The sequence below is a fragment of the Paenarthrobacter sp. TRD_SC_7 genome, assembly GCF_056156245.1.
Window position 1 is genome coordinate 216,195 of sequence record NZ_CM149587.1, and the last position, 15,842, is coordinate 232,036.

General features: G+C 61.9%; 13 protein-coding genes. 3 read left to right on the forward strand and 10 right to left on the reverse strand.

The window, feature by feature from the left end:
- Nucleotides 1-109: 109 nt before the first annotated feature.
- On the reverse strand, nt 110-1,336 hold the full coding sequence (locus AC0J5Z_RS01140; protein WP_475036882.1) for an MFS transporter: 1,227 nt from the start codon (nt 1,334-1,336) through the stop codon (nt 110-112).
- Between the two features lie 214 nt (nt 1,337-1,550).
- On the opposite strand from AC0J5Z_RS01140, the gene AC0J5Z_RS01145 reads away from it, so the two are divergent.
- The gene (locus AC0J5Z_RS01145) at nt 1,551-2,222 is read left to right on the forward strand and encodes a ScbR family autoregulator-binding transcription factor (RefSeq protein ID WP_475036883.1); all 672 of its coding nucleotides are present in this window, start codon (nt 1,551-1,553) and stop codon (nt 2,220-2,222) included.
- A gap of 270 nt (nt 2,223-2,492) precedes the next feature.
- On the opposite strand, the gene AC0J5Z_RS01150 is transcribed toward AC0J5Z_RS01145, so the two are convergent.
- The 7 genes from AC0J5Z_RS01150 to lysS form a co-directional block, all read right to left on the reverse strand.
- A complete protein-coding gene (locus AC0J5Z_RS01150; RefSeq protein WP_475036884.1) occupies nt 2,493-3,002 on the reverse strand; it encodes an amino-acid N-acetyltransferase in 510 nt (169 codons plus the stop codon).
- Nucleotides 3,003-3,184: 182 nt separating this feature from the next.
- The gene (locus tag AC0J5Z_RS01155; RefSeq protein ID WP_475036885.1) at nt 3,185-5,287 is read right to left on the reverse strand and encodes a S9 family peptidase; all 2,103 of its coding nucleotides are present in this window, start codon (nt 5,285-5,287) and stop codon (nt 3,185-3,187) included.
- 129 nt (nt 5,288-5,416) lie between these two features.
- Nucleotides 5,417-6,634: a glycosyltransferase gene (locus AC0J5Z_RS01160; RefSeq protein WP_475036887.1), complete on the reverse strand. Its 1,218-nt coding sequence runs from the start codon at nt 6,632-6,634 to the stop codon at nt 5,417-5,419.
- 148 nt (nt 6,635-6,782) lie between these two features.
- On the reverse strand, nt 6,783-9,275 hold the full coding sequence (locus tag AC0J5Z_RS01165; protein WP_475036888.1) for an ATP-dependent Clp protease ATP-binding subunit: 2,493 nt from the start codon (nt 9,273-9,275) through the stop codon (nt 6,783-6,785).
- Between the two features lie 375 nt (nt 9,276-9,650).
- Nucleotides 9,651-9,977 (reverse strand): histone-like nucleoid-structuring protein Lsr2, encoded by a 327-nt coding sequence (locus AC0J5Z_RS01170; RefSeq protein ID WP_475036889.1) that lies wholly within the window; start codon nt 9,975-9,977, stop codon nt 9,651-9,653.
- A 132-nt stretch (nt 9,978-10,109) separates the two neighbouring features.
- Nucleotides 10,110-10,283: a hypothetical protein gene (locus AC0J5Z_RS01175; protein WP_475036890.1), complete on the reverse strand. Its 174-nt coding sequence runs from the start codon at nt 10,281-10,283 to the stop codon at nt 10,110-10,112.
- Nucleotides 10,284-10,285: 2 nt separating this feature from the next.
- Nucleotides 10,286-11,815 (reverse strand): lysine--tRNA ligase, encoded by a 1,530-nt coding sequence (gene lysS / locus AC0J5Z_RS01180; protein WP_475036893.1) that lies wholly within the window; start codon nt 11,813-11,815, stop codon nt 10,286-10,288.
- A 75-nt stretch (nt 11,816-11,890) separates the two neighbouring features.
- Here lysS and AC0J5Z_RS01185 point away from each other — a divergent pair, with 75 nt between their 5' ends.
- A complete protein-coding gene (locus tag AC0J5Z_RS01185; RefSeq protein WP_475036895.1) occupies nt 11,891-12,787 on the forward strand; it encodes an alpha/beta fold hydrolase in 897 nt (298 codons plus the stop codon).
- A gap of 359 nt (nt 12,788-13,146) precedes the next feature.
- Nucleotides 13,147-13,980, forward strand: coding sequence for an alpha/beta fold hydrolase (locus AC0J5Z_RS01190; RefSeq protein WP_475036896.1), 834 nt, complete (start codon nt 13,147-13,149; stop codon nt 13,978-13,980).
- Between the two features lie 35 nt (nt 13,981-14,015).
- Here AC0J5Z_RS01190 and AC0J5Z_RS01195 read toward each other — a convergent pair whose 3' ends face one another.
- Nucleotides 14,016-14,873, reverse strand: a complete 858-nt coding sequence (locus tag AC0J5Z_RS01195; RefSeq protein WP_475036897.1) for an EamA family transporter — start codon at nt 14,871-14,873, stop codon at nt 14,016-14,018.
- Complete coding sequence (locus AC0J5Z_RS01200; protein WP_475036898.1) at nt 14,870-15,787, reverse strand: alkaline phosphatase family protein; 918 nt, start codon at nt 15,785-15,787, stop codon at nt 14,870-14,872. Before AC0J5Z_RS01200 ends, AC0J5Z_RS01195 begins: the two co-directional genes overlap by 4 nt.
- Nucleotides 15,788-15,842 lie beyond the last annotated feature (55 nt).

Consider the following 15,842-nt stretch of genomic DNA (forward strand, 5'->3'; position numbering starts at 1 on the left):
TTCCCCAGCAAGCCTTGACCAGTTTATCCATCAAGTGGATATAAGAGAAGAGCTAATAAATCACTCATAATCGGGCAGGGGTGATTGACGCGCCTGTATAGGCGGGAGATCAGCGACGCGCGAGCGCCGGAACCTCTTCGTGTATTCGTGTTTGAGTGAGACTGAAGAATGCGCTGGCACCTATCGCCATACATGCCAACACACAGAACAGTGACAGTCCGACGAGTGCCAACGGGAACAGGACCTGGTCAGCATCTGCCGCGACAGTGGCGCCGAGTAGGGGAGGGAACGCGATGCCGCCGATCATGGAAATAGCGATCAGTGATCCGCTCACCCAGGAACGGCCACCGAAGAGCTGGTTTGCCCAAGCCAAGGCAGTCGGAAAGATTGGCCCGAGCGCGAACCCCGCCAGAGCCAGACCTACAACCGCGAAGCCAGGAATGAACGCGACGGCTGAACCAATCGTCATGAGTGTGCAACTGATCGTCACAACTATTCCCGGACTCAGTCGCTTAATCGCTCCGGCCAGAACGAAACGACTTGCAGTCATGCTCAACCAAAACAAAGACGTTGCCGCTGCCGCCTGCTCGACAGTCATCCCACTGAGGGTCAGGTAGGTTGCTTCCCAGCTTCCTATTCCACTTCCCACTGCGACGTGGAAAACGAAGACACCGATCATTCCGGCGAATCCGCCCAGGAAGTAGAACCGTTTTCCTGCCGCAGTGGATAATCCCGCCCCTGGTGCGCCCATGGAGATCTCGCGTGCCACCCAGCCTTGGGTGGGGAATGATCTCACTCCCCGGACTCCCAGGGCCGCGAGGAGGGCAAGAAGAGCAAAGCCCGTGAAATACGCCGGGTAGTGTTCGGGACCAAAGAGGGCAACGGCAAGAGGGGCGAGGATAGCCCCGACACCGAAAAAGCCGTGAAGAAGATTTAGCATCTTTCCAGAACCGGAACCAAAAGCTACGGCAAACAAATGACTGAAGGCATAATCCAGTGCCCCAAACCCTAAACCGGCCACAGTTGAAGCCGTAATAGCAAGAAGCAGCGACGGGGCCCAAGCGAAACCTACGCTACCCAGAAGGAGCAGCAGATAGCCGGCCGCGAGAGTGGCTCTGTTCCCGACGCGGGCATGGACACTTTGACTGGAAAGCACTCCAAGAAGACCCCCAATGAAGTGGGCGCTGATGACGATGCCCACAGCGGAGGGGGACGACTCGAACCGTTCTATGAGCCGGATCAATGATGGACCATAGAGTGCTTCAAGCGCGCCGATGAGGAACATACCGCCGAAGGACGACGCAATTCCTAGGGGAGTGAAAAGGCTGTTGGACACGAAGGACCCTTAGATTGTTGAAGGAAAATGCATTCTAAATGCGTAATTCCACGCCGCGGGTGCGGGCGCTCAACCCAGCCTGCGAGGACGAATGTACGAGGTCAACGAAAACAATCCCTCTATACTTTTTACGTAGGCGCCTCGGGACGAACTTTCATCTTGCAAGGGCACCAACGGCGCGGCCTATCATCATAGGAATTGAGAAAGGTCGGCTATGAAGGTTCAGGCGCGTGCTGAAAAGACTCGACACGCCGTACTGCGGGCTGGTGCTGTCGTGTTCAACCGCGAGGGTTTTTCCCGTGCCACCACCGCGGCCATCATCCGAGAAGCCGCAGTTACCAAGGGAGCGATGCAGTTTCACTTCCAGACCAAAGAGGCACTTGCGTGGGCCGTAATTGCGAAGTACGAGCAGGAGTTCGGCCCCGCGTCTGATGCCATGTCCACTCAAGACGGCAACAGCTTGACTGCCGCGATGGAGCTGTCTGCAGTCATCGCTCGACAACTGACTGAAGAACCATTTGTCGGTGCCGCATACCGGCTCACGATGGAAGAATCGACCTTCTCCCCCCGTGTTACAAAACCCTACCTCGATGCTGTACAGACGTTTGAAGGGCTATTCCACCGGGCGGCCTCAGTCGGAGAACTACGCCGCGGTATCAACGTGGCGGACCTTGCCCAATATGTGGTGGCAGCGTTCATAGGAGTCCAATTCGTCTCCGACACCCTCACTAGCCGCACCGACCTCATCGAACGGGTAGCCCACATGTGGCTATTCCTGCTTCCTTCCATCACCGAGCCCCAATACCTTCATCAGCATTTGAAGTCAGTCCGGAGCATCTTCGTTTCCCACTACACAAAGTCCCGCTCGGATCTTCTCGTGAATTAGTCCTGCACGGTCGGGAACGGGCACTGTGCAAAGGCCCACTCCAGGGCCAGCAGGACCTTAGCCTCTGGCTGCGCTTTCGTCATGACATACCTCGACAGTGTCTTCCTTCATCGAGGTCTATCGATTCGTGAGATACCCGCGATAGGACGCCCCCGCTCATCCGGTTCACATTTCCGACGCTCCACTCGCCTTGCCACTGCGGATCATCTGGCAGCTCTTCTCAGTGGGCTTCTCTGCTGGCAAGCAGCGCGTAGCCCCCAGGGAGTGCTGCTAGAGCTGCTTGATCATGCGGGTGTTGCCCAAGGTATTGGGCTTCACGCGTGCAAGGTCCAGGAACTCGGCCACACCTTCGTCATGCGAGCGCAGCAGCTCGGAGTACACTTGAGGATCCACGGCCGACTGGTCCGCCATGACCTCAAATCCGTGGCGCTTGAAGAAGTCCACTTCAAACGTCAGGCAGAACACGCGGTTCACGCCGAGCGCCCGGGCCTCCTCCAGCAGGCTCTCCACCAGGACATGCCCCACGCCCCGCCCGCGCCACGAATCAGCTGCAGCCAGAGTACGGATCTCGGCCAGATCCTCCCACATCACATGGAGGGCCCCACAGCCAATGACTTCACCGTCATCAGACTCGGCGATCCGGAATTCCTGGAGACTCTCGTAATACGCCACGGTCTCCTTGGCCATGAGGATTCGCTCCTCAGCCAAGGGCGCCACAAGCCTCTTAATGGCCGCAACATCGCTGGTGCGGGCAGGACGAAGGCTAAAGGTCGAATTCACTCCCCCATCCTAGCGAGGCACACAGCTGCCGAACCGTGCATTACGTATGCCCGGCCGCCACGCACTACTGGAGGCCAGCCGCGAGGCACCGGTCCTGGGTTATTTGCGTAGCGTGCGTCTAAGCGAGGGACGAGCGAGCACGCGGCAAGTGACCCAGGACCAGCGCCGGACTAAGCAACGGACTACAACCCCAGCTCCTCCGGCAAAGCAACCTCCTCGCCCAGCACCTGCTTCGCCAGGAAGTGCTCCACTACTCCGTACCAGACCTTCGCATGCTGTGGCTGCAGGACCCAGTGGTTCTCGTCGGGGAAGTACAGGAAGCGGTGCGGGCTCTGGCCGTTGTCGTCGGCGGGCAGTTGCGATGAGGACAGCAGTTCGTACCAGAGGCGCAAACCTTCCCCGATGGGCACGCGGTAGTCCTTGTCACCGTGGATTACGAGCATGGGGGTCTTGATGTTGCCCACGTTCAGGTGCGGCGAGTTTTCCGTCGCCATTTCCACTGTCATTTCCTTGAGCCAGTACTGCGCTGCGTCCGTGGTGGGGCCGAACTGGTCCAGTGCCCACAGGCTCGCGTGGGTGACGATCGCCTTGAAGCGGTCGGTTTGCCCGGCAACCCAGTTGGCCATGTAGCCGCCGAACGATCCTCCCATTGCAGCGGTCCGCGACTCATCAATGTCTGCCCGAGCCACCACGGCGTCGGTGATCGCCATAAGGTCGGTGAAAGGCTTTTTGCCCCACTCGCCCCATCCTCGCTGGATGAACTGCTGGCCGTAACCGGTGGAGAGGGCAGGATCAGGCAGGAGCACGGCGTATCCCTTGGCCACCATCAGCCACGGGTTCCAGCGCCACGTCCAGGCATTCCACGAGTTCAGCGGTCCGCCGTGGATCCAAAGCAAGAGAGGTGCCGGGGTGGCCGCAGACGCGCCCTCCGGAAGCGCCAGGTACGCCGGCACGCGCAAGCCGTCCTCCGCCGTCGTCTCAACGCGTTCCAGGTGGCCCTTGTAAACGGGCCGCTCCGCCGGTGCCTGCAACCGGACAACCTCACCGGTGGCGAGGTCGATCCGCACCGCCTCGGCAGGGAACTCGTACGAGCTTCGCAGCGCATACGCAGTAGTTCCGTCCGGAGAAATCACGACGTCGGAATACGCGGCGGGGTCGTTCGTCACCCGAGTCACCCGACCGTCAGCGACGTCAACCCGGAAAACCGGCGACGCGCCGTCGTCGTCCGCTGTCACCAGGACCGCAGTGCCGTCCGGAAGCCAGGCGAGCGGCGTGGCCCAACGGTCCCATTGGTGGGCGAGCGGCTCCAGATCCGTGGTCTCGCCGCCCGCGACGTTCAACAGGTGCAGTTTCACGTGGGGAGCCTGCGTGGGCGTCGTGTCGCTCTCGCTCTGCACCACCAGCGTTCGATTGTCCGGGCTCACCGGTCCGGGGAAGTAGCTCATGCCTTCGTGGTCCAGCAGCACCTTAACGGTTCCAGTGGCGACGTCGACGGCGGCGAGCACCTCGCGACTGTCTGCCTTCGCGAGTGCCTTGGTCATGCTGGTGTAGATGGTCTTGCCGTCCGGGCTCACAACCGTCTTGGCTTCGCGCAGCGAACCGCCGACGCCGGGCGTCAGGTTCCGGAGTCGGAGCGGCGCTGATGCATCCACAGTGGCCGGCTTGCCGGGCTCTTCCTCCTCGCCTTGCTCCACTGCGAAGATCCGCGGCTCGGCCGGGCCAAGGTCGGCATCCCAGTAGCGGATCGGGTAGCCGCTGTGCAGGATGGCCGAGACCTTGTTGTCCTTGCGTGCTTTGCGGCGCTCCTCGTCGTTCTCCTCGTCAGCGGATCCCGCCAGGACCTCGGCGTTGACGAAGGTGGCGTCCGTGTCCTTCGCGGCCATGACGGAACCGATGCCGCCTGAACGAGAGTGCACCACGCGTGCTTCTCCCCCGTCGGCGGGCAGCAGCCACAGCGCGTTCACGGGGTCGGCATCAGGGCTGTCGGGATCAGGACGCGCCGAGGTGAAGTATAGGTCGCCGTTGGCAGCGAAAACCGCACCCGCCTCACCCTTGGAGCTTCGTGTGATGCGGCGGGCGTGGTTCTTGCCGCTGGGGTCGAGTTCCCAGAGTGCGGTGGCGAACTCAGTGCCCTTGCCGTTCAGCGTCGTAACGGTGGTGACCAGGCGCTTGCCATCCGGGCTTAGGGTGAGGCCGCTAACCCGAGGGATGGCGAGGTAGTGGTCGATGTCGTGAAATGGGGTTTGGGGGTGCTCGCCCGGGGTGTGAGTGTCAGCAGAGTCCATGTTCCGATTCAACACGGATTGTGCCGCCAATCACAGGGTGGTTCACTGACAGTGAAACAGTACTTTCACATATTCACCCAAGTAAGTCGCAGTTGAGCGCGTTTTGAGTGCTCAAAACGCGCCCTGCTGCTACTTGGATGGGAGGTTTTGCAAGGCTTGGACAACGGGCATGGTTCCGTCTTCTGTCGAGATGGCGGCAGCCACTTTCGCTGCCCTCTGCGCGTACGACGCCGTGCTGACAGCTTCCGTAATGGCGTCACCAAGGCGCTCCGGCGTCAGCTTCTTGTAGGGAATTGGCCGGGGACCCGCCCCGAGCGACGCGATCCGTGAAGCCCAGAGCGGCTGATCCGTGTACACCGGAATCCCCACGGCCGGCACGCCGGCCCGGAAGCCCGCCGCCGCCGTTCCCGCGCCGCCGTGGTGAACCACGGCCGCCATCTGCGGGAACAGCCACTCATGCGGAATGCTCCCGATCCCGATTGCGTCGTCATCCAGCACGCCCTCGGTGCCCTGGACAATAGCCCGCACTCCGGCACGGCGCGTGGCCTCAAGGATGAAGCCGGGATCAATGTCGGCACTGCTTCCAAAGCCAACAAAAACTGGCGGTGGGCCGTCGGCCAGGAAGTCCATAAGGTCCGTGGGTGGCTGCCAGCCCGGCTTCATCGCAGGCCACCAATATCCAGCCATAAGCAGGCCCGCGTGCCAATCAGCAGGCCTTGGCAGGACCGAGGGACTGATGCCGTGAAGAATAGTGGCGTGCACCTTACGACGGCGGCGCTCACCGGCCGCGCGGCTCTGCCTCCCCAGTCCCAGCTCCTTCCGCAGGCGGGCGCCGGGGGCGTCGTAGGGAGCAGGACCCGCAGCCGCGCGCTCACCTATGATTTTGTTTCCCCACGCGCCAAGGCTTCGGGCCGAATTCATGATCACAGGCGGATAGGCTGCGCTCGGCTCCGTGGGCTGCAAGTGTGCGCCGATGGCTGGAATGCCCATGGCTTCCGCGATGTCGTACGCATAAGGTGCCACCGAATTGGCCAGGATCACGTCGACGCCCGCCTCCGCCGCAGCCAGGGTGCCGGTGGCCGCGTTGTCCATATATTCAGTGAGCTTCCGCCAAAAGCTACGCAGGCTCCCCGATGAGGACTTCGCTCCTGGGGCCGGCTGCCTGAGCAACTCGGTCAGATCCCCGGGCAGCGGCCTGAACTCGCATCCAGCCTCAATAACAAGGGGCGCGTGCACGGGGTTGGCCGCGATGGCGACCTCGTAGCCCAAGCCCTGCAGGCGGCTTCCCAGCCCGGCCATGGGCGCAACGTCTCCCCGCGTCCCCGGAGTCACCATGAGTACCCGCATGCCGCCACTACTTCCTGGACTACTGCCCTTTTTTGTACAGCTTTCTCGAGCCACTCTAACGACTGTCTCTGTAAAACCGGGCACGCTGACAATGCAGAAGCCCCGCCCGCTCCTTTGTTGGAGCGGGCGGGGCTTTGTGCTGTAACGCCTACGCGGTGGGAGCAATCTCCGGGATACGCGGCTTGGCGTTTCCTTCGAACGTGAACTTGGCGTCGTCACCTTCGCCGTCAACGCCCACCACCACGATGTCGCCGGAGTGGAGCTCGCCGAACAGGATCTTCTCGGAGAGCTGATCCTCGATTTCGCGCTGGATGGTGCGGCGCAGCGGCCGTGCACCCATAGCGGGGTCGTAACCACGAGTGGCTAGGAGGACCTTGGCAGCGGGGGTGAGCTCGATGCCCATGTCCTTGTCCTTGAGACGACGCTCCAGGCGGGTCACGAACAGGTCCACGATCTCGATGATCTCGTCCTGTGTCAGCTGCGGGAACACCACGACGTCGTCAACGCGGTTGAGGAACTCGGGGCGGAAGTGCTGCTTGAGCTCTTCCGTGACCCGGGCACGCATCCGGTTGTAGCCGGTCTGGGTGTCCGTGCCGGACTGGAAGCCCGTTGCCACGCTCTTGGAGATATCGCGGGTACCAAGGTTGGTGGTCATGATGATCACGGTGTTCTTGAAGTCCACAACACGGCCCTGGGAGTCGGTCAGTCGGCCGTCTTCCAGAATCTGCAGCAGCGAGTTGAAGAGGTCCGCGTGGGCCTTCTCAACTTCGTCAAACAGGACCACGGAGAACGGACGCCGGCGAACCTTCTCGGTCAGCTGGCCACCTTCTTCGTAGCCGACGTAGCCCGGAGGTGCACCGAAGAGACGCGAAACCGTGTGCTTCTCGGAGTACTCGGACATGTCCAGCGTGATGAGGGCGTCCTCTTCACCGAACAAGAACTCGGCAAGCGCCTTGGCGAGCTCAGTCTTGCCGACGCCGGTGGGGCCGGCGAAGATGAACGAGCCACCGGGACGCTTGGGGTCCTTCAGGCCTGCACGGGTACGGCGGATGGCCTGCGACAGGGCCTTGATGGCCTCGTTCTGGCCGACGACGCGCTTGTGCAGTTCGTCTTCCATCTTGAGCAGGCGCGAGGACTCTTCCTCGGTGAGCTTGAAGACGGGGATACCGGTGGAGTTCGCAAGAACTTCAGCGATAAGGTCTTCGTCAACCTCGGAGATATCGTCCATGCCGCCGGACTTCCAGTTGCGTTCCTTCTCTGCGCGTTCGGCAATGAGCTTCTGCTCCTTGTCGCGCAGCGAGGCAGCACCTTCAAAGTCCTGGGCGTCGATGGCGGATTCCTTCTCCATCTTCACGTCCGCAATGCGCTCGTCCATGGCCTTGAGCTCCGGCGGAGCGGTCATGCGACGGATGCGCAGGCGCGCGCCGGCTTCATCGATGAGGTCGATCGCCTTGTCCGGCAGGAAGCGGTCCGAAATGTAACGCTCGGCCAGCTGCGCAGCGGAGGCGAGGGCGCCGTCGGTAATCGTGACGCGGTGGTGTGCCTCGTAACGGTCACGCAGGCCCTTAAGGATCTCAATCGCGTGAGCAACGGAGGGTTCCTTGACCTGGATCGGCTGGAAGCGGCGCTCAAGCGCTGCGTCCTTCTCAATGTGCTTGCGGTACTCGTCCAGCGTGGTGGCACCAATGGTCTGGAGTTCACCACGGGCGAGCATCGGCTTCAGGATGGACGCAGCATCGATGGCGCCTTCGGCAGCACCTGCACCAACGAGGGTGTGGATCTCGTCGATGAAGAGGATGATGTCGCCACGTGTGCGGATTTCCTTGAGCACCTTCTTCAGGCGCTCTTCGAAGTCACCGCGGTAGCGGGAACCGGCAACCAAGGAGCCGAGGTCGAGCGTGTACAGCTGCTTGTCCTTGATGGTCTCCGGGACATCGCCTCGGACGATCGCCTGGGCGAGACCTTCGACGACGGCAGTCTTACCGACGCCGGGCTCACCGATCAGGACCGGGTTGTTCTTGGTACGGCGGGAGAGGACCTGCATGACGCGTTCCATCTCCTGCTCGCGGCCGATCACAGGATCGAGCTTGTTTTCGCGGGCAGCCTGGGTCAGGTTGCGGCCGAACTGGTCAAGCACCACCGAACCGGCAGGAGTACCTTCCGGCTGGCCCTGGCCCGAGCCGCTGCCTGCAGTCTCCTTGCCCTGGTAGCCGGAGAGCAGCTGGATGACCTGCTGGCGGACCCTGTTCAGGTCCGCACCAAGCTTCACCAGCACCTGGGCGGCCACGCCTTCGCCTTCGCGAATGAGGCCGAGCAGGATGTGCTCAGTACCGATGTAGTTGTGGCCGAGCTGCAGAGCTTCTCGAAGGGAAAGCTCGAGCACCTTCTTGGCACGCGGGGTGAAGGGGATGTGACCGGACGGGGCCTGCTGGCCCTGGCCAATGATCTCCTGCACCTGTTCGCGAACGCCATCGAGCGAAATGCTCAGGGACTCGAGCGCCTTGGCAGCAACGCCTTCACCCTCGTGGATCAGACCCAAGAGGATGTGCTCGGTACCGATGTAATTGTGGTTGAGCATCCGTGCCTCTTCTTGGGCAAGGACGACCACGCGACGGGCACGGTCCGTAAATCTCTCAAACATTTCGCCACACTCCTAGCTACGACGTACTTTGATGCTACGTGCCGGAGCAACACTTTTGGAGCGTGTTCGCCACAGGGGAAACATGACGTGGTTGTGGAATAAATCCGGTTCCAGCCCTTGACCGCCGCCCGCCCGCGGTGGCACCCTCCCGCCCGGCCCGACAGCACTGAGCGACGGCCAGCCGTAAGTATTTTGCGGCACACTGGCCTTCCACACTGGCCTGTCGCTTTGTTGTAACCCTTTAGAGCACGGTATTCGGATCTTCTGGATCCCGGCTCTTCACAGAATATTCCAAGCCCCTGGACAGGGCTCCGCAAACTGCCGGCTTAAACGCCAATGCCCCGGCAGTGACTGCCGGGGCATTGAAGCGGTGAATCAGGAATTGGCCTTTTGGTACGCTTCCTGAATTTCAGCCTGAATACGTCCGCGGCTGTTGACCGTGTAACCGTTGTCACGGGCCCACTGGCGGATTTGTGCGGAATCCTGGTTCCGTGCGGCTGTGGCACGGCCCCGGGTTGCGCGGCCGGAAGACGTCTTCCTGGCCTTTGCGACGTAGGGCTCCATTGCTTTGCGCAGCGAGGCTGCGTTAGCAGTGGACAGGTCCATCTCGTAGCTCACGCCATCCAGGCCAAAGCGGACAGTTTCGTCCGCAGCCCCTTCATCCAGGTCATCGACGAGGATGATTTTTACTTTCTGTGCCATGAGTTGCCTCTCATTTGGAGGGTTGGATAATCAGAAATTCCCCGGGTTCCTTTGATGATTATCGTTCACGGCAAGCATGCACGTCAAAGCGTAATTGGATTCTCTTCAGTAAGCGGAAGCCAATTGGAAGGTCTATTTAGCTCCAGGACCCTCGGACGCAGGTCCTGAATTTTTCGAATTCGCTTCGGCCTGCGCCTTGGCTTCGGCCTCCCGTTCTGATTTGTCGGCATTGAAGATCGACTTCATGGCAAACCAGAAGATCAATCCGACCACAATGGACGGCGCCAGGACTGCGATGTACTCCATGATCAGTGACCTTCGGGCTTCAGCAACGGGAACAGTATGGTTTCGCGGATACCGGCACCGGTGAAGAGCATCACCAGGCGGTCGATGCCCAGCCCGATACCACCCATGGGCGGAGCACCGTATTCAAGGGCGCGGAGGAAGTCCTCGTCCAACTGCATGGCTTCCTCATCGCCGGCAGCGGATCGGCGGGACTGCTCTGTAAGGCGTTCACGCTGGATCACAGGATCAATGAGCTCCGAGAACGCCGTACCGCGCTCCATGCCGCCGATGATCAGGTCCCAGGCCTCGATGAGCCGGCCGTCTTCGCGGTGCGGACGCGCCAGCGGCTGGGCGGACGGCGGGTAATCGTAGACAAACGTGGGGTTCAGCAGCGTAGGTTCCACAATCTCGCCAAAGAGCTCAACCACGATCTTCTCCGCGTCCCACTGCGGGTCCACCTTGACCTCGTGCTTGGCAGCGATTGCCAGCAACTCCTGCACCGTGGTGTCCGGAGTAATTTCCACACCCACTGCTTCGGAAATACCTGGGTACACCGCAACCCAAGCCCATTCGCCGTCGAGGTTGATCTCACCGGCATCCGTCTGGATGGTGCGGGTACCAACGACGTCCGCCACGTTCAGGATGATTTCCTTCATGCGCTCGGCCATGACGAACTGGTCAGCCCAGGCTTCGTAGCACTCAAGGGTGGTGAATTCGGGGCTGTGCGTGGAGTCGACGCCTTCGTTCCGGAATACGCGGCCCATGTCGTAGACGCGGTCGATGCCGCCCACAACGGCGCGTTTGAGGAAGAGTTCCGTAGCGATGCGCAGGGTCATCTTCTGATCGAACGCGTTCATGTGCGTCTCGAACGGACGGGCCGTCGCGCCACCGTGGACCAACTGCAGGATGGGGGTCTCCACCTCCACGTAACCGTGGCGGTCAAGGGTGTCACGGACAGACCTGGTGATGGCTGCACGCTTGTAGACCATCTCGCGGGCCTCATCGCGGACCATGAGGTCCACGTAGCGCTGGCGAACACGGGTTTCTTCGTTGAGTTCCGCATGCAGGACCGGGAGCGGGCGCAGTGCCTTGGAGGCCATGGACCAGGAATCGGCCATAACGGAGAGCTCACCGCGGCGGGAGGAGATGACCTCGCCCTTGATGAATACGTGATCCCCAAGGTCAACCAGGGCTTTCCAATCGGCCAGTGCTTCCTCGCCCACATTGGCCAGGCTCAGCATTGCCTGGAGACGGACGCCCTTGCCGTCAACGCCACCTTCCTGGAGGGTAGCGAAGCAGAGCTTTCCGGTGTTGCGCACGAACACGACCCGGCCGGTGACGCCCACTGTGTCGCCCGTGGTTTCGTCAGCTTCGAGGTGCGCATATTTCTCGCGGATTTCGCTGAGGGAATGGGTCCGTTCAACACCCACGGGATAAGCCTCGGTGCCCCGCTCGATCAGCTTTGCGCGCTTCTCCATACGGATGCGCATTTGCTCACTGGCGTCGATGGGCTCTGCGGAGGTGTTCAGGGCGGGGGTGTTTGCGGAAGTCACAGTCCTTAAGTTTACCGGTGATTGCGGGCCTTTACTTCCGGGCATCAAGATCAGGGAAACGCATAGACTCGGGCTGTGGAAACGTGGACGGTTGAAACGAACGACGGCGGCGGGCAGCTTGAGGTGCATACCTTCCGGCCGGTGTCCGGTGCTTCGTTTCCGGGTTCGAAGGCACCTGCTGAACCAGCCGGCGTCGTGCTTGTTCATGGCACCTTGGTGACCGATTCACTGTATTGGCCATTCGCCCGGACGTTGAGCGTCATGCTGGGGCGCCCTGTTCACAGCTACAACCGCCGTGGCCGCGGGAAATCAGCACCGCAGCCGCCCGGATATTCCGTCGACACCGAGATCGCAGACCTTCAGGTCGTCATGGACACAAGCGGTTCCACTGACGTTGTGGCTCACAGTTATGGCGGCTTTGTCGCGCTGCAGGCCGCCCGCCGCGCCGGAATCAACCGCTTGGTCACCTACGACGCCGCAGTGTCACTCTCCGGCAACCTCAACGGCCGGTGGCGGCCCGAGCTTGAGGAAGCTGTAACTGCCGGCCAGCTGGATCATGCCTGGGCCCACTTGGTGCAGGGGCTGGGGACTGCCGGACCAATTTCGTACCTGCCCATGGGGGCACTGCGTACGCTCAGCGTTCTCTCGGCGCGGACCCGGCTGGGGCTGGAGATGCGCTCCCTCCTGCCCACTGCCGTCACGGAAATGCGGGCAGTCCTCGATGCCGACGCGCACCTTCACGACTTCATGACACTCTCTACCCCCACACTCATGCTCAGCGGTGGTTGGAGTCCGTCGTACTTCGCAGAGACCGGGCGGATTCTGGCCGGGGCCGTGCCCGCGATCGACTTTGCGATTGTGCCCTTGCAGTTCCATGAAGGTCCGCTCCGGCCCGGAAAACGACTGGCGTCACGCATCGCGCGGTTCCTGTCGGGGAACCATCTGGAGGAAGAACCCGGCAGTGCCACCTAGGAATTTTCCTGTGAAGGAACGGGACATCAGAACGCACGACGGCGGCAAGCTCGCCTTGTAAGCTACGGCACCGAAGACGCGGCCGGGCATGCGATGGCCCGGATGAAACGTGGCATGCCTCCCGGCACGCACTTCATGGTGGGAAAGAAGGTCCCCGGTTCTACAAGGTCACTGCCGCACGCCTGAACAGGGCCGTCCAGGCAGCACCTTGGAGGTCTCCCAAAGGGCTCCCACGGTTCGGTACCTGCTGCGGTCAGCGAGCTCGTCTCCGATATTCCGACTACTTCAAGCGCTGACCGTTTTTCCACATACGGGCCGGCATGCTGCCTGCATTCAGGTCGCTCGGTTAGGCTCAAGTCATGACGCGCGACATCATCATGACCCACGACGGCGGACACCTCGAAGTACTCACCACAGGCGGTGAGCTGGCAGCAGCCGGTTCCGGTGTCGTCGTCGTTCCTGCCTCCATGGTCACGGCCGCCGACTACTCGCGTTTCGCCCAGAAACTCAGCGAATCCCTTGGCCGTCCCATCCACACCTTCAACCGGCGTGGGCGCGGGGATTCGTCACCGCAATCCGAGGATTACACGCTCGAAGCCGACATTCGGGACCTTGAGGCCGTCATGAAACAGACGTCCAGTACCGACGTATTTGGGCACAGCTTCGGTGGCGCCGTGGCGCTGCACGCAGCGCGGACTCTGCCGGTGGAGCGCCTCGCGGTTTACGACCCCGCGGTCTCGGTCAACCACAGCGTCAAGGCCGACTGGACGCCGGATTATGAACGCGCGACGGCGGCGGGAGACTACGATCGCGCCCTCGCCGTTCTCATCAAGGGAGTCGAGACCGGCGGTGCCTTCGCGCGAATGCCGCTATCCATGCTGACGCTCGCGAACAAGCTGGCCGCCGGGACACCCCTGGGCAAGCAGATGCGCGAGCTGATGACCTGTGGTGTCCGGGAAATCAAGGCCGTCATCGCCGCCGACATGCCTGCCGAGCCGTTCCTGGCTCTGCCGTTGGAGACGCTGATTGTGGTGGGCGAAAAGAGCCCCGCATACTTCGGTGTTGCCTGCGGCCAGATCCACGACGTCCTGTCCGGATCCAGCTACACCATCCTGCCCGGGTTCGGGCACGACGGACCCATCAAGGCACCGGACAAGCTGATCTCGGAGTTGTCGGAGTTCTTCTCAGGCTAGCCTGGCTGGTGCGGCTGCCTGGTCCCGGCGAGGACCTAGCCGAGCTGGATGGCGGCGATACCAACCACCGCCACGACTGTAACGGCGCCCCGGAGGCGGCTGAACTTTTCCCTGAAGAACACTGCGCCGATGATTCCTGCCAAGAGTACGCTGGTCTCCCGCAGGGCGGCCACCAAGGCCAAGGGTGCCAAGCTCTGCGCCAACACCACGATTCCATAGGCAAGCAAGGACACCAGTCCGCCGACAAATCCAGGCCTCCAAAACTGCGCCACCCGTTGCGGGAACGTGCGGCGATCCGTAGCCATGCACCAGCACACCACGGGAATGAGCACGCCCTGTAGCAGGAACAGCCACGAGATATACGCCATCGGCTGCCCGGACATCCGGACTCCAATGCCGTCCACCACGGTATAGCCCGCGATAGCCACCCCCGTGAGCACTGCGAAGAGGGTGCCCTTGCGGCCCCCGTTGGTGGTGGTTGCTTTGTTTCGTCTCGCGAGGGCCAGGCTTAGCAAGGAACCGGCGACGACGGCCACCCCTACCAACTGCCAGACGCTCAGCCTCTCCGCCAGGAATGTTGTGGCAGTTGCGGTGACCAGGAGAACGGCAAGACCACGGGCCAACGGATAGACCTGGGAGAAGTCCCCGTGTTTATAGGACGTGGTGAGCAGGATGAGGTAGCACGTCTGGAGTGCTGCCGAGACCAGGACGTACGGCCAGGACTGCTGCAGGGGAACCCCGAAAACGGCCACGCCAACCAGGCCTGACGCCAAATAGGCCAAGGCAATCATCGTGGAGGACGCGAGCCGGTCCGGAATGGCCTTGGCAATGGCATTCCACGCGCTGTGCAGGACCGCAGCCAGGAGCACGGCGGCCGTCACCGTGAGGGTCAACGGATGCCTGCTACGTTTTGCGTGCAGGCCCGTTGGGCACTGTTGGGCGGGTCTCGCCGTGGGTCTTGCCGTGGATCTTGCCTGGCACCGAACGGTACACCGTCGGAGTCCCCAGCGGCGACGCCGAAGGTGGCGAGTACTTGGGGAAAGATATCTGCGTGGTCCACGGCTGTGACCTCTCGGAGAAGGCTTGTGCCGCTGGCAGCGATCCAGGCGGTGCGCTCAGCATCGGTCTCTCCGCCGTGGCCGCCAGCATCGAGGTGGCCATGGTCGGTAACGACAATGACGGTCCAGTCCTCTTCACGCCGGTTGGGTCTTGCCGCAATTGCTTCGAGCAAAGCGTTCAGGCGGGAGTCGCACCGTTCAATGGCTGAAATGTATCCGACACCCGTCCCGTTGTTATGGGCCTCCACGTCGGCCTCCCCGAAGTAGACGAACGAGACGGCGAGATCCTCGAATATCAAGCGCTGAGCCGCAAAATCCGCAACGGCGTCGTCTGCACGGATCCAACTGTCGGCGTCGTTCGCTTCTTCAGGGTCCGGCGCCGGCACCCAACCACGGGAGGAAAAAAGAGGTCCGCATTCCGTCCGGGTCGCGAGGGGGTGCCAACTGGCGGCGATCATGGTCTGCAACTCCGGACGGGCCGCGCGGAGAACCGCGGTGAAGTCCTGGAAAGCGCTGAGCTCGGGTGGATGACGGACGTTACCCGACACCTTGTGCCGGTCGGCGTAAACGCCGGTTGCAACTGTGGCCCACACTGGACCAGAGATGGTGGCGTTCTTGTCGTGGACGCGAACGGGGATCAGAAAGCCATGATCGGTAATCAGATCCACGGCGGGGGTGGCTGCGGTTCTGAGCGAGTCATAACGGACGCCGTCGATGCCGACGACAAGTACGTGGGGTTCATTCGTCACATCGAAGACGGTACTTGGCTCAGTTAACAACGCATAGGGACAGCCATCCAAATCT

What these genes read in the sequence shown, in the direction of transcription:
- AC0J5Z_RS01145 (WP_475036883.1), top strand. Translation starts at nt 1,551, where the DNA reads ATGAAGGTTCAGGCGCGTGCTGAAAAGACTCGACACGCCGTACTGCGG.
- AC0J5Z_RS01155 (WP_475036885.1), bottom strand. Translation starts at nt 5,287, where the DNA reads ATGGACTCTGCTGACACTCACACCCCGGGCGAGCACCCCCAAACCCCA.
- AC0J5Z_RS01160 (WP_475036887.1), bottom strand. Translation starts at nt 6,634, where the DNA reads ATGCGGGTACTCATGGTGACTCCGGGGACGCGGGGAGACGTTGCGCCC.
- AC0J5Z_RS01165 (WP_475036888.1), bottom strand. Translation starts at nt 9,275, where the DNA reads ATGTTTGAGAGATTTACGGACCGTGCCCGTCGCGTGGTCGTCCTTGCC.
- AC0J5Z_RS01170 (WP_475036889.1), bottom strand. Translation starts at nt 9,977, where the DNA reads ATGGCACAGAAAGTAAAAATCATCCTCGTCGATGACCTGGATGAAGGG.
- AC0J5Z_RS01175 (WP_475036890.1), bottom strand. Translation starts at nt 10,283, where the DNA reads ATGGAGTACATCGCAGTCCTGGCGCCGTCCATTGTGGTCGGATTGATC.
- AC0J5Z_RS01190 (WP_475036896.1), top strand. Translation starts at nt 13,147, where the DNA reads ATGACGCGCGACATCATCATGACCCACGACGGCGGACACCTCGAAGTA.